This is a genomic window from Engelhardtia mirabilis (assembly GCF_007748095.1).
GTDB lineage: Bacteria > Planctomycetota > UBA1135 > UBA1135.
Genome location: NZ_CP036287.1, coordinates 5,597,512 through 5,611,183 on the forward strand (window position 1 = coordinate 5,597,512; position 13,672 = coordinate 5,611,183).

A 13,672-nucleotide genomic window follows, 5' to 3' on the forward strand; every position below is an offset into this window, starting at 1 on the left:
CCTCAAGAAGCCACGACTGCTTCGGCGGCACGTCGAGCTGTTCGTGTCGAAGGTCACGCTCCGACAGACGAGCCGGATTTCCGGAGCGAAGCTCGACACCGTGGCCAGGCACCAGGAGCTCTTGGGCCGCAATTGTGAGCGGATGCAGCGCGCGATCCTCCAAGGGCTCGGCTCCGACCGCCCCCGACTGCGCGGTCGACGAATCTCGCTGGACGAGCTCGAGACTTTCGAGACGGACCGTCGCCTTCGCCCCGTAACCGTCCCGGTTCTGGTGGATGTCCGCAGCCTCTTCGTCTTCGGAGCCGAGGTCGGGACGCTACCCGCTCGTGGCAACCTGAGACCTCGGGACCGTGCTCGCAAGGATCGAGAGGAGCTGATGTTCGGTCGCCGCGAGAACGAGTCTCGCTTCGCTGTCACAGGAGTTGTCCGGGCGGCGGCGCCTTACTTCGAGCCGGGCAGCGGAATGGTGCTATTGACCGATAGGAAGCAGTCCTACATCGGGATCTTGCAGCAGGAGTTGGGTCAGAAAATTCGCCACCATCGAATCCCCTCGAGCCTGGCGAGGGGCAGGTCGAACCCCCTGTTCCAGATCAACCACACGCTGGCTTCACTGCGCGACGGGGTCTCGAGGCTTGTCCGTCGAAACTGGGCGCACTCAAAGAAACGCCAACGCCTGCGCAGCCACCTGTGGATCTGGATTGTCTGGAGGAACTTCGTTCGCGCCATCACCAATCGCGCGCCGGGAACGACGTGCGCAATGGCTCTGGGAGTCATGGATCGCAAGCTGACGCTCCCAGACATGTGCCGCTGGAAGGCCGAGTACCTTCGCTAGACGCTGCGCCGCGACGGATTGCCGCCATGACCCGGCGCACGCGAGACGCCGCAACCATGTCCAGCGTTCGGGGTCAGCCTCCTGTGGTATCGGGAATCAGGGCGCGTTCCCCACTCAAGTATGGCGTCACCTGCTCCACCGGCAACGGCGGCGAGAACACATACCCCTGAACCTCATCACACCCCGGCGCCCGCAGGAACTCGAGCTGCTTGCGCGTCTCCACTCCCTCAGCGCATGCCCGCAACCCGAGACTGTGCGCCATGGCCACGATGGCCTCCGTGATGGCGGCGTCCTTGGGGTCGATCAACAAGGTTCGGATGAACGTCTTGTCGATCTTCAACTTCGTGATCGGAAAGCGCTTCAAGTACGCCAGGGAGGAGTACCCCGTGCCGAAGTCGTCGATGGCCACCTGCACGCCGAGGGCGCGCAGTTCGGCGAGGCTCTCCAGGGCCACGCCGGCATCCTGCATGACGGCACTCTCGGTGATCTCGATCTCGAGTCGACCGGGCTCCAGGCCGGCCTTCTCGAGCGCGCGTCGCACGACCTCGGCGGGGCGTTGGCGGCGGAACTGGCGGGCTGAGAAGTTGACGGCAACGGAGTCGAGGACAATGCCCTGCTCACGCCACTCCACAGCCTGGCGACAGGCCTCACCCAAGACCCAGGCGCCGAGGCCGTCGATCAGACCCGTCTCCTCGGCCACGGGAATGAACTCGTCCGGGTGGATCGTTCCGAGGTCGGGGTGCTGCCAGCGGACCAGGGCCTCGACACCGGTGATGCGGCCGGATTCGAGGTCGATCCGTGGCTGATAGTGCAGTCGGAACTCCTGGCGCTCGATCGCGAGCCGCAGGCTCTGTTCGAGTTCCAGTCGCTCGAGCGCGCGGTCGTTCATGTTCGGGAGGAAGAACCGGTGGGTACCGCCGCCCTGGCCCTTGGCCTGGTACATGGCGATGTCCGCATGCTTCACCAGCGTCTCGACGTCTCGGCCGTCGGCCGGGTAGACGCTGATGCCAATGCTCGCGCTGGTGTAGAACTCCGCGCCGTCGAGCTTGAAGGGCTTGGCGAGTGCGGTCTGGACCTTGCGAGCGACGCGAGCTGCGTCCTGTCCGCGACGGATATCAGCCAAGATCAGGTTGAACTCGTCCCCGCCGCGGCGCGCGGCCATGTCGGACTCACGTACGCAGCTCTTCAGTCGAGACGCGACCTCCTGCAGGAGACGGTCGCCGACGGCATGCCCCAGGGTGTCGTTGATGTGCTTGAACCGATCCAGGTCGAGGAACAGCACGGCGAGCTGGCGGCGGTTCCGTCGCGCTTGGGCCAGCAGTTGCCGGAGCCTGGCGCGAAAGGCCTGACGGTTGGGAAGATTGGTCAGGGTGTCGTGGTGCGCCAGGTGGCGACCGACCTCTCGGGCCCGACGCAGCTCGTGCTGCAACTCGTGACGCTCGACGGCCCAGTCGATGGCTCGCTCCAGCAAGGGCACGCCGGGGTCTGCGAGCTCGGCGCGTCCGATCAGCTCCGTGGCTCCTTCGCGGACGAGCAGCTCGCGCTGTTGCCAGTCGCCAGGCTCGCCGATCAGCACCACGGGAAACTCTCCGACCCGTTGGCGCAGGATTCGAAGGCTGGCCAACGCGGGACCGACTTCACTTGCGATCAGAAGGACGAGATCGACCGAGACCTCCTCGGTGGCGCTGTCGAGTTCGCCGATGTCGGTCGCCTGGACGCGAAACGAACGCTGGGCGTGGGCCTCGAGGCGTCCGGTGATGACACCGACCTCGTCGGTGGTCCCTCCGATCAGAAGTACGCGCACAGGGCGCGGTCTGCCATCAGCTCCGACGACGCCGATGTTGAGCGGCGCGTTGCGATCCGCACCGGTCAATTCCTCGGACTGGGGTCGCTCGAACGGGACGATGACGTCGGACATGGTCAGGGATCACTCGAACTTCGATCGACGGGCTCTAGCGACGACGGGACCGCCGTGCTTCTCAGGAGCCTCGCGGGGGGTCAGAATAAGCGCGCTGGACGGTCCCTTGGCAATCGCCGGGTTCCCGTTCCCGGGCCTGGGTCTAGGGCAGCCACGGTCCGCCATTCCGAGGATCGATCGAGCGGGCGCCGGCCGTCCCCAGCGCGCATTCACCGTGGATCGCGATTGCGAGTTGCCCTCCCCTGGGCATCCAACCACATTCGGCCCCAGCCAGCCCTATCCGGACCATGGACTCCCAAGAGTACACCCGCCTCGCCGATGCCTGCCTCGACCGTGTGACCGACTGGCTCGAGCCCTTCGACCCGGATGAGGTCGACTTCTCGACCGCCGACGGCGTGGTCAAGATCGAGTTTCCAGACGGCGCTACGTACGTGCTGAATCGGCAGGCCGGCGCCTCGCAGATGTGGCTCGCCGCTGGAGTATCGGCCTGGCACTACAACTGGACCGGGTCGTCGTGGTCTGACGATCGGGATGGGCACGATCTGTTCGAGAACCTCTCGAGGGTGATGTCCGAGAAGCTCGGCCGCAAGGTCAGCCTCTGAGCCCCTCGACAGCGGCGCCGCTTGAGCAGCATCGAGGCCCGGCGCCGTGCCCCGGCGGCCCGGCTGGCCGAGGCGCCGAGCCTGCGGGCAGCAGAGCAGCCGAACTCGCTGATGATCCGCACCGCTTCCCTCGGTCCGAGTCAGCCGTCCCGACCGAACGCCTTCAAGAGCGATCGCAAGCCGTCACTCGCCCGTTCGCCGACGGCGTCGCCGACAGCCTCGCGGATGACGTCCTCGAGAGCGTCGGCGGCCTGGATTCCGAGTTCGCCGCCCAGGGACTCGAGTAGATCACGCTGCAGGTCCGCAGTATCGAATGCGACCTTCACGGCGGGCCATCGCCCGCGCAGGGACAGGGGCACCGTCACGTCGCGGCCAAGGGTTCCGCCAGCCCGGGCCAGGAGATCACCGACCTCGCCCCCGACCAGTGTGCTGGGGATGAGTGCGTCGAACTGCGCTTCGCCGGTGGCGAGTTCGACAGCGCCCTCGAAGGTCACCTGCTGCCCGTGGAAGGCGATCTGGAACGGCGGGTGGGTCACTCGACCGTCCGCGATCTGCACGACGAAGGGGTCGAGATCCAGTGGCTCGACCAGGCGGTCGAGACTTCCACCGAGCTTGGGTAGCCAGCGCGCGGTGATCTCGCCGACGTCCAGCTCCAGCTCGCCCATCAGACCGGAGAGGTCCCCGTCCAAGGGCAGCGAGTAGCCGCTCAGGCTGAGCCTGGCCGGGTCTGCACCCGGCGGCTTCTCCGCCGAGGCGAGCATCGGCAGCAGCGTCCCGACAATGCGCGGGCTGGAGAGCGGCGTCAGGTCGAAGCTCAGCTCGAGAGGCCGTCCCTCGCGCCCCAACAGTCGCGCGCCTTCGACCTCGCCCTCCATGCGGAGCTGGGCCACGGGCGAGTGGGCCGTCAGATCTGCGGACCAGACACCTCGACGGTCGGTCGGCCGCAGGGCCGCATCCATGGATAGCTCGCTACCGAGCAGGTCGAGAAGCAGTCCGTCGGCCCCCAGCGCGGCATCCACGGGGTCGGTGGGGACACCGGCCATGGCGATTTCGAGTTGGAGGTTCGGAGCCCGCGAGAGTTCGAGGTCCTTTAGGAGCTCTCCCAACGGAGCCGTCTCCAAGTCGATGCTGACGGCCCCGTCTCCGCCCGTGGATGCGGTCATGCTGGCCCGCAGGCCAGCCTCCGAGGTCAACGCGGCCCCGAGTCGCATGCGGTCGAGCGCGAGGGTCGAGCTCGGCGTTTGCAACAGCCAAGACCCCAGGTCCACGTTGACTTCGACCGCCAGTCCCACCGGCTCGGATGCGACGCCGAGGGAAGCGGGCAGGGGCAGGACCAGACGGTCGATGCTCATCTCGATCGACTGGGAGTCGGTGATCAGCGACAGGTGCTCGGGCAGCGATGCGCTGACGTAGCCCGCGGCGAGTCCGCTCGGGTCGAGGACCTGAACAGTCGACGGTTGGTCACGATCGAGCACCAGTTGGCCGGCCTCGAAGCGCAGGTGCAGGGTCGCCGTCGTCCGGGATCCCCCCAGGTGCAACCGCAGCGATCGCGCGCTGGCGTCGCCGTCGGCGCCACTGAGAACCGCCTCGACCGCAGCCACCGGCCCGACAAGCTCGACCAGACGCCCGCCCTGCCGGAGGAAGTCGTCGATCCATTGGACCGAGAGTCGATCCACGGAGAGGCTCAAGCTGCGGATCGGAAGGGGCAGTCGGCTCGACAGGTCCCTGCCATCCGCCAGCTCTCCGCGCAATTCGACTCGGCCGAGCTCGGGCGAGCGGATCGCGCCGCTGCCCTCGATGGTGCCGGGCTTGCCCGGCTCGAGCCGGATCGAGGCGGAGAACTCCGCCAGCTCGAGCGGCGTTCTGGGTCCACCTTCGCCCAGGTCGGCGATGGCCATACGTCCGATGGCGAGCACGAACTCGGCGTTCATGTCGGCGAGACCCGCCAGGGGCCCGGGACCGCCCGCTCGCGGCTTCCCTGTACCACCAGTGCCCTTGTCGGAGCCGCGCGGGGTCAGGGCTCGAGCCACGTTCCAGTTGCCCTCGGTGTTCCGCGTCAGCTCGACCGTCGGCAACTCGACCGCGATCCGGCCGAGCTTCCCACCGCTCCCCCGGGCCAGGGCCGTGAGGGCGGGAAGCGAAATCGATGCGTCGAGCACCCGCTCACCGTCCGGGTCCTCCAGGACGATGCCTGTTACCGCCTGTCGCGAGACCCAGCTCAGATCGACGCCGTCGATCTCGAGCCGACCCATGAAACTCTCGCCGAAGGCGTCTTCAGCGGCCTGCGGGCCGATGCGGCTCCCAATCACCGGGACCAGAGCGACGAGCACGACCGTGGCGCCCAGAAGGAACGAGATGCATCCGATCGGACCACGGACAAGAACTCCCAGCACTCGCCGAACGGGGTGCTTGGCCGGGATCGCAACGGTCTCGAGCGTGTCGTTCATGGGGTCATCGGGCCCGGGCGGAGTCAGTTGAGGCTCGGCGTCGGCCCGCCGGTCCCAGGCTCTAGCTGATCGACGATCGACGACCACGCCTCCTCACCTTCAGCCTGGAAGACGAACTGCGTCGCCAAGGGCACTGGGAGCCAGGATCCCTCGGACAACTCGCGCTCCAACTGCCCGGGAGACCAGCCTGCGTAGCCCAGGAACAAGCGCACGGCGGGCACCGGGATTTCGCCTCGCTCGGCCTCCCCCAAGACCTTGGCCAGGGCGTCCAAGTCGCCTCCTAGCCACAGCCCCGTGCAGATCTCGTGGCCCCCGGGGATGCGTCCCGGGACCATGTGGACGAACTGCAGTCTGGAATGGTCGACCGGTCCACCGAGGAAGACCGGCGCGATCGAGTCGGCGAGCAGTTCGTGCTCAGGGAGGAGCTTGCCCACCGTCAGGTCGAGGGGTCGGTTCAGAACCAGCCCGTAGGCGCCCTCTGGACCGTGCTGGCAGATCAGGAGCACGGCCTGGCTGAAGTTCGGATCCTCCATCCCTGGCCATGCAGCCAACAGCGCGCCCGCGGGAACCTGTACCGCCATGGTCGACCAGACTACCCACCCTTCGGGTCCCCGACGAGGGCCCGTCGACCGGGGGCTCGGCAAGTTCGCGGGATCCGTGGCATCTGCCGCGGGCGAAGCCCTTCGGGGCCCCGGTCCATGACTCCTGATAGCGGGCGCCTGTCGTCTCAATCCCGGCCGCTCCGCCCGCCACCATCGGACGTTGCACCGCCCGAGTCGCCACCGCTCTCCTCGTAGCCAACGCAGGAGATCACAGGCTGCAAGGGGTAGCGGTTGAACCGGTCGTCCTGCCCGGCCCGACGGCACATCAAGAACACGCCGCCCCGCGCCGAGTCCACGCGCTTCATCTTGCTGCAGCCGACGCAGAGGCTCTGGCTCAGGGGAAAGGGCAGCCCCTTCGCGCTTCCGGTCGCCCTCACCCTTCTCGCCTCACGAGGTGGAAGGCGCACTCCAGGTGGGGCGTGTGGGGGAACAGGTCGAAGGGCTGCACCGCGGCCAAGTCGTAGGTCGCTGCCAGGAGCGGGGGAAGGTCGCGGGCGGCCGAGTCCGGATTGCACGACACGTACACCAGATGGGGCGATGCCACCTCGGCCAGACGCGCGACGACCTTCTGGTGCAACCCCGCGCGCGGTGGGTCGACTACGACCACGTCGGCGGGCGGCAGGTCGAGCTCGTCCCCCCCGAGCAGGGCGAGCACATCGCCGGAGTGGTAGCTGGCCCGCTCCACTCCGTTGAGCTGGGCGTTGACGCGAGCGTCGACCACCGCGGGCTCGACCAGCTCGAGTCCGACGACCCGCTCGAAGGCTCCGGCCAGGACCAAGCCGATCGCCCCGCCACCGCAGTAGAGGTCGTGCAGCACGCCGCCTGCCCCGGCCTCGTCGAGCCTCGCTCGAATCCAACCGAAGAGCTGCTCCGCGGCGCGGGTGTTGGTCTGGAAGAAGGAGTCCGGCGAGACGCGGAATCGCGTCCCAAGCAGCCGCTCCTCGATCCAGCCCGGGCCGTGACGGGTGGTCTGAACCTCGCCCAGGGCCACGGTCGAGAGACGGTCGGTCTCGCTGTGAACCAGGGTCGTTAGCTCCGGATGCCGCGCGACCAACTCCTCACACAGGGTGTCGAATGCCGCGGGCGAGCCCGGAGATGTCACCAGATGCGCCATGACCTCACCGCTGTGGACCCCGTGTCGCAGGACGAGGTGGCGCAGGTAGCCCGAGTGGGACGCGGTGTCCCACGGCTCGAGTCCCGAGGCGAGCGCCAGCTCCCGAACGGTGGCGAGCAGGCCGTCGCCTCCGCTGAACTGAATCGAGCAGGCGCTCACGTCCAACACCTTGTCGTGGCGTCCGCGCGCGTGCAGCCCCAGGCCGAAGTCGGTGCGCCGCCCGTCTCCACCCTCGGGCTCCCGCCGCTCGACCCAACGCTTCGCGGAGAAGGTGAAGTCCATCTTGTTGCGGTAGCCGTAGATGGACTCGCAGCCGATCAGGGCAGGAACCTCCCCGAGGCCGAACTCCGACAGGCCGCGCAACTGCCGCATCAGCAGCCGGTGCTTCTCCGCCAACTGCCGTGGGTAGGCCAGGTCCTGGAAGCTGCAGCCGCCGCACTCGCCGAAGTGGGAGCAACGGGGCTCCACGCGATCGGGGGACGGCCGCAGGACCCGCATCACATCGGCCTCGACCTTGCTTCGTCGACGCTGCTTGACGCGCCCTTCCACCAGGGCGCCGGGAGTCGCCCGTGCGAAGTTCACCGTGTAGGCCCCAACCCGACCGCTCGCCCGACCGCGCTCGGCCAGACCATCGACCTCGCAGACAAACCGGTCGTCGCGGCGCGGTAGCCGCGGCGCGGTCTCCGGTGCACCCCAGATCTCCCCGGGTTGGGCGTCGCTGGGCAGTGAATCGACTCCGCGGGTGTCAACACCCTCGGAGTCCGGAGTGGCATCGGTGTGTTCGATCACGGTAGGTGGTGCCCCGGCCCACCGGAGCGGCTGGGAACGGGCGCAAGAGTCTGCACGAATCCCGGCAGCGTTGGTCCATCGCGTGGCGAGTCCTCTCACCCTGCTTCCAACCGTCGATCGAGTTCGAGCAGGGCCCGTCCGAGGGCTCCGATCGCCGAGTCCGATTCCTCGCTCCACACACCATCACCCAACGGATCGCCGTCCAGCTGGTTCCTGTCCTCCCCACCCTCGTCCTCCCCACCCTCGTCCTCCCCACCCTCGTCCTCGAAGCCCTTCGGGATCTCGACCCTGCCGCCACCCACGAGGCAGTCACCCAGGGCCCGTCGCTCGACGAGGAAGCCGAACAGGATCCGCCTCTGGTGCCAGGGCAGGCCGTTGAAGGACGCCGCCGCCCGATCCGCAAGACCGAAAGGCACCCCCAGCACGTCGGCCACGAACCGGTCCCGCTCCACATCCGTCGGTCGCACCCGGCGCCCATCGCCTGCGGAGTCCGGACTACCCAGGGCCTCTTCGAGCAGCTTCGCATCGAGGACCGCACGCACCATGCGCTCATGGCGACCAGAATCGGCGCTCGCCCCGCAGCAGCCATCGACACACCCAGCGACACTCCCGGCGAGCTGGTCCACATCGACCAGCAGCGCCGACTCCCGCACGATCCGAGCACACAACGAGCGAGCACACAACGAGCGAGCACACCGCGCCCGAGCGCCGCGCGGCTCGACGCGCTCCGATTCTGAGCGTTTCGATACGGGCCGCCCAGATCCCGACCGCCGTGAATCAGCGGCTGCTTCGCCCGGTGCGCCGCGATGCCCCCTACTCTTCACCAACTCCCCCTTCGCGACCGAAGTCGAAGCGGCCTGGAGCCTCCCCCAGCCCGCATCGAAGCAACCAAGCGTCGGTCAGCCGGGGAACGATTCGCCTGCGGTCAAGGGCTGCAACGAACCCGACGCGTCGCAGCACGGCAATGCGACCGGTCTCGTCCGACTCCGCCGCCTTGCGAGACGTCGGAGCTACGAAGCGAGGCTGAGTGCCGCCGATCTTCACTGCGACGCCTCCACCTTCATCCGCGACCGCAGGGACAGATGCCCCTGATGCACCCGAGTCCCCCGCAGCGCCCGCAGCGCCCGCAGCGCCCGCAGCGCCCGCAGCGCCCGCAACGACGCCAGCGCCCGCAGCTCCAGCCGAGTTCGTGAGACCGGCGCCGTCCACGGCACCGGCACCTCCGACTCCCGCTTGTCCCTCTCCTCCACGGCTGATCCTCCTCGTCGGGGTTCTGATCCGGTGTGGGTCACCGGCGATCGCTCACCGAGCCCCCCACGAACGCCGCTGGTGCAACTCTGTGCCGCGACCCTTTGCAGATTCCTGCGACAAGCCGTTGACAGTGCCGTCAATCGTCAACGAACAGCTCGTGACCGCGGGCCGCCACCGGCACGTCGCGTACGCCGTCGTCGTCCAGAAGCAGCACGCGATCGTGCAGATTGACCGTCGGGCACACGTGCATCGGCACCAGATCCAGCAAGCCGCCCAGGGCTGGCAGCGCCCCCTCGGGACCGTCGAGGGGCAGGTGCTCCTCATTGGGCGTCGCCGCCTCCAGGCCGCGGATCCCCAAGGCCACCGCCACCGGGCTACCGGCCTCCGCCGCCAGGGCCTTCGAGCCTGCGTCGCAGGTCACGCGCCCGCTACGCGGTCGACTGACAATCCGCGACAGGACCACGGCCGCCGGTTCGAGCCCCAACTCGGGGTTCTCGAGCTCGCTGCGCAGATCGTGCAACACGACCGTCCCCGGCGACACGCGGTGGAGCGGCTCACCGGCCGCACCCTCCAACGGCCGCGTCTCGAGCACGTGCCGAAACGCCGGCGTGCCACTGGTCACCACCTCCGCGACCACCACACCGGCGCCATGCAGCTGCCTCAGGATCCCGCGCAGCCGCGCGAAACAAGCGTCGATCCGCACCCCGCGCTCGGGGAAGTCGGCGTGCAAGTGCCCCTCGTAGGCGTGCAAGCCGCGCAACCTCGGGCCCGCGGCCCTGGCGGTCGCGAGGATGCGGTCGACGTCGTCGTAGGGCGCTCCGGTGCGGTCCATGCCCGGATTGGCGTCGACGAAGAGTCCGACATTCGGCCGCACGAGGCCGACCGCCGCAGGCTCCTCGACGAGCACCGAGACGGTGTGCCGCGGATGCAGTGCTGCCAACTGGGACGTCCGTCGGGCGGAGGCGCTCGATTGCGGATAGGCCACCAGCACGTCTCCGAAGTCACCGGCGGGCAGTCCATCCAGGAGCTCCAGCAGGACACGCAGCTCGGCGGTGGTCGCTACCTTGAACGCGCGCAGCCCCCGCGCGAGCAGCAGCGCCCAGATCTGCGGTGTCTTGGTGGTCTTCAAGTGTGGTCGCCAACGGTCGGCGTCCGCCCCGGCCCAGGCGATCACGCGATCCACGTTGCGAGCCGCCGCGCGCAGGTCCACCAACAGCGCCGGCGTCAGCAGCCGATCGAGCAGGTCGGGTGCGAGACCACGGGAGAGGGGCGCTGCGGAATTGAACGGGGAAGAAGCGCGCCCACCCCGCGTCAGACCGGAATTGGTGTCCACGGCCCCATTCTGGCCGCGGTGCGCCGGGATTCCGTCGCCACTTCCTTGCACTCCAGCCCCGAGACCTTCGATGCATCGAGCCCCTCGCACCTGGGCCCCCGTGCCCGCCCTCGCCCCCTGCCTTGCCGGGCTCCTGTCCGGTGCCTCCTGCAAGGCGCCCGCGCCCGATGGTCCGAATCCCGCAGGCACGCCCGCGGGCCAGCCCACAACCGCGCAGCTCGACTCGACCAGCCAGTCCTTCGTGGGCGGCCTGGAGCTCGACGACCGTGGCCGACTCACCCCCGAGGCCCTGGCCAAGCTGGGCATCGCACAGGACACGGTCTTCCTGGAGGACCTCGAGCCCGACGCCGGTCCCCACGTCTACGAATCGTCCGATGGCACGGCCACCGCGACTCTGACCCACTACGAGGGTCGAGGCTGGACGCTGAGTGCGCGGTCCGGGCACCAGCAGATCTCGATGATCGCCACGGGCAGCCTGGGCGACATGGCCGCGCACTCGTCCACCGGCGCCGGCTCACCGGCCGGTTCTGACAGGATCGAGCAGCCCGTCGGCGATTGGGTCCTGGCCGTGACGCCGACCGGCGGGGATTGGGACAGCGCGCGCGAACGCGATGACTTCACCGTCACCTTCACGGCCCGGCCCCGGTTCGACCCCGCCTCGGCCGGCGCGCCCCAGCCCGGCATCCTGCGCGACGCGCCCCTCAACAGCTCGTTGCCCAACTACGGCGGGCCCCAGCCGATCCTGCCGACGTTCACCTACGCCAGTCCCGACGGCGCCGTCGAGCTCACCTTCGCCCGCCTCGAGAACGACAGTTGGTGGCTCACTGGCACCGTCCATGAAGACGGCCGCCGGGTCGACCAGTTCGTACGCCCGATCTCGGACCGCCGCGCCGCGCGGATGGAGGCTGACGACTGGCGTCTGACCGAAGACATCGGCACCTACCGCTTCACAGTGCGTCCGGTGAACGGCGATTGGGCCGGCGCGCGCACGGGCGAGGACTTCGAGGTCACCTTCGCTGCGCCAAACAGGGCTGATTGAGCCCGTACCCGGGGATCGGGCGCCTCGCGCTCAGTCCCCGCGCAGCTCGCGCAAGAGGTCGCGGCTCTCGATGTCGTCGATGTCGTGCTCGAGCGCGACCTGCAGCCAGGCGCGAGCGTCGGCGGAGCGACCCAGCTCCGAGTACAAACGCCCGAGCAGGGCGGCGACGCCGGGCTCCATGTGGGCAAAGCCCTCGACCGCCTGAAGGGCGCCGAGCGCGTCCTCGAGCCTGCCACTCTCGCGGTAGAACTCGGCCAGGGCCACGTGCGCCCGCGCGCCGTCCACATCGAGCGGACGGATGGCGCAGCCGCTGAGGAGCGTCCGCTCGGCCTCCGCGCGCTTGCCCGCCAGGGTCAGGGCGCGACCCAGAACGGTCCAGGCGCCCACGTCGTCGCCGTCGAGTTCGATGGCGCGGCGGGCCAGGGTCGTCGCCTCCTCCGCATCGTCGGCCAAGGCGATGCGCGCCAGCTCGCGATAGCCGTCCGACGACTCCGGCTCGAGGGCCACCACCCGCTGGAAGCAGGAGCGCGCCCCCTCGTCGTTGCCGAGCACGGCGCGCAGGGTTCCGAGTTCCAGCCACGCGAAGACGTGGCCGGGATCGACCTCGACCGCGCGCTCCAGCAGTTGCGTGGCCTCCTCGTCGTCACGCGCGAAGAAGCGCGCGAGCAAGAACAGGATCTGCTCGTCGTCCGGATCCAGATCGAGGCCCGCGCGCAGGTCCTTCTCGGCGGACTCGAGGTCCCCCTGCTCCAGGTGCAAGGTCCCGAGCTGGGCGTAGAGCGTCGCGCTGGCGTCGATGCCGAGGGCCTCGTCGAGCAACTCCTCGGCCTCCTCGGCGCGCCCCATGGAGGCGTAGGTGTGCGCCAGTCCGCTGTGCCCGAGGGTGTCGACCGGATCGAGGTCCATGGCCCGTCGGTAGGCGCGCTCGGCGCCCTCGTGGTCGTCGCGCAGGAGCTCGATCTCGCCCAGCAGCAGCCACAGGCTGAGATTCATCGGGTCCCGGTCCAGGGCCGCGCGCAGGCTCTCCGAGGCCTCGATCAAGGCGGACTCGCGCTCCAGATCGCCCTCCGGCGGGTCGACCAGGGCGCGCTCCAGAGCTTGGCGGCACTCGTCGGGCACGCCGCTGGTGGGCTCGCCGCTCACGCGCCACCGCCCGGCCCGCGAGGGCCACTGGCCCGCACCACGTCGGCGGCCCTCAGGTCCTCCTGCTCGCGCGGATCGGCCTCGTAGCGGCCGTCATTCTCGGGCAGACCGACCCCCGACCGATCGAGGGCCGTGTACAGGGCCAGGGCGGCGACGTTGGCCAGGTTCAGGCTGCGCACGCCGGGGCGGATGGGGATGTAGATGTGGGCCTGCGGGTGCTCGGCCAGCAGTGCGGCGGGCAGCCCGCGGGACTCGCAACCCAGCACCAGCACGTCGTCGGGGCGGAACGCCGCTTGGAACAGGGACTGCCCCCCACGAGCCGTGAACAGCCTCAAGCGCTGCTCGAGGGGACGCTGTGCCCCCTGTTCGAGGGCCGACCGGGCCGCAGCCCAATCCGCGTGGACCCTCAGGTCCACCTGGGGCCAGTAGTCCAGCCCGGCCCGTTTCAGGTAGCGATCCTCCAGGGAGAAACCCAGGGGCTCCACGAGGTGCAGCGGCACCCCAGTGGCGGCCGCTAGGCGGGCGGCGCAACCGGTGTTGTGCGGGATCTCGGGATGCAGCAGGACCAGGTCCAAGGTTGTTGGGCCGCCCCGATCGGAGGC

At 69.2% G+C, this 13,672-nt stretch carries 12 protein-coding genes; 3 read left to right on the forward strand and 9 right to left on the reverse strand.

Annotation, left to right across the window (positions count from 1 at the left end; genetic code table 11):
• Positions 1 to 100: 100 nt before the first annotated feature.
• The gene (locus Pla133_RS20610; RefSeq protein WP_145068764.1) at positions 101 to 832 is read left to right on the forward strand and encodes a hypothetical protein; all 732 of its coding nucleotides are present in this window, start codon (positions 101 to 103) and stop codon (positions 830 to 832) included.
• 73 nt (positions 833 to 905) lie between these two features.
• On the opposite strand, the gene Pla133_RS20615 is transcribed toward Pla133_RS20610, so the two are convergent.
• On the reverse strand, positions 906 to 2,750 hold the full coding sequence (locus Pla133_RS20615) for a putative bifunctional diguanylate cyclase/phosphodiesterase (RefSeq protein WP_145068766.1): 1,845 nt from the start codon (positions 2,748 to 2,750) through the stop codon (positions 906 to 908).
• A 287-nt stretch (positions 2,751 to 3,037) separates the two neighbouring features.
• Here Pla133_RS20615 and cyaY point away from each other — a divergent pair, with 287 nt between their 5' ends.
• Positions 3,038 to 3,352, forward strand: a complete 315-nt coding sequence (cyaY, locus tag Pla133_RS20620; protein WP_145068768.1) for an iron donor protein CyaY — start codon at positions 3,038 to 3,040, stop codon at positions 3,350 to 3,352.
• A 140-nt stretch (positions 3,353 to 3,492) separates the two neighbouring features.
• Here cyaY and Pla133_RS20625 read toward each other — a convergent pair whose 3' ends face one another.
• From Pla133_RS20625 to Pla133_RS20650, 6 genes are all read right to left on the reverse strand, one after another.
• Positions 3,493 to 5,799 (reverse strand): hypothetical protein, encoded by a 2,307-nt coding sequence (locus Pla133_RS20625; RefSeq protein ID WP_145068770.1) that lies wholly within the window; start codon positions 5,797 to 5,799, stop codon positions 3,493 to 3,495.
• Positions 5,800 to 5,822: 23 nt separating this feature from the next.
• Complete coding sequence (locus tag Pla133_RS20630; protein WP_145068772.1) at positions 5,823 to 6,380, reverse strand: YqgE/AlgH family protein; 558 nt, start codon at positions 6,378 to 6,380, stop codon at positions 5,823 to 5,825.
• A 394-nt stretch (positions 6,381 to 6,774) separates the two neighbouring features.
• Positions 6,775 to 8,304 carry a 23S rRNA (uracil(1939)-C(5))-methyltransferase RlmD gene (gene rlmD / locus Pla133_RS20635; RefSeq protein ID WP_419191782.1) on the reverse strand — a complete coding sequence of 510 codons (1,530 nt, stop codon included), beginning with the start codon at positions 8,302 to 8,304 and terminating at the stop codon, positions 6,775 to 6,777.
• A 95-nt stretch (positions 8,305 to 8,399) separates the two neighbouring features.
• Entirely contained in the window at positions 8,400 to 8,849 is a 450-nt protein-coding gene (locus tag Pla133_RS26615) for a hypothetical protein (RefSeq protein WP_419191783.1), read from the reverse strand.
• 495 nt (positions 8,850 to 9,344) lie between these two features.
• Positions 9,345 to 9,554 (reverse strand): hypothetical protein, encoded by a 210-nt coding sequence (locus Pla133_RS26620; RefSeq protein WP_419191784.1) that lies wholly within the window; start codon positions 9,552 to 9,554, stop codon positions 9,345 to 9,347.
• A 137-nt stretch (positions 9,555 to 9,691) separates the two neighbouring features.
• Entirely contained in the window at positions 9,692 to 10,888 is a 1,197-nt protein-coding gene (locus Pla133_RS20650) for a type III PLP-dependent enzyme domain-containing protein (protein ID WP_419191785.1), read from the reverse strand.
• A 70-nt stretch (positions 10,889 to 10,958) separates the two neighbouring features.
• Between Pla133_RS20650 and Pla133_RS20655 the strand changes: the two genes are divergently transcribed.
• A complete protein-coding gene (locus Pla133_RS20655) occupies positions 10,959 to 11,927 on the forward strand; it encodes a hypothetical protein (RefSeq protein ID WP_419191786.1) in 969 nt (322 codons plus the stop codon).
• Between the two features lie 30 nt (positions 11,928 to 11,957).
• On the opposite strand, the gene Pla133_RS20660 is transcribed toward Pla133_RS20655, so the two are convergent.
• Both Pla133_RS20660 and Pla133_RS20665 read right to left on the reverse strand, forming a co-directional pair.
• The gene (locus Pla133_RS20660) at positions 11,958 to 13,070 is read right to left on the reverse strand and encodes a tetratricopeptide repeat protein (protein ID WP_145068781.1); all 1,113 of its coding nucleotides are present in this window, start codon (positions 13,068 to 13,070) and stop codon (positions 11,958 to 11,960) included.
• Positions 13,067 to 13,645, reverse strand: coding sequence for a tRNA (cytidine(34)-2'-O)-methyltransferase (locus Pla133_RS20665; RefSeq protein ID WP_419191787.1), 579 nt, complete (start codon positions 13,643 to 13,645; stop codon positions 13,067 to 13,069). The genes Pla133_RS20660 and Pla133_RS20665 overlap by 4 nt, the downstream gene beginning before the upstream one ends.
• Positions 13,646 to 13,672 lie beyond the last annotated feature (27 nt).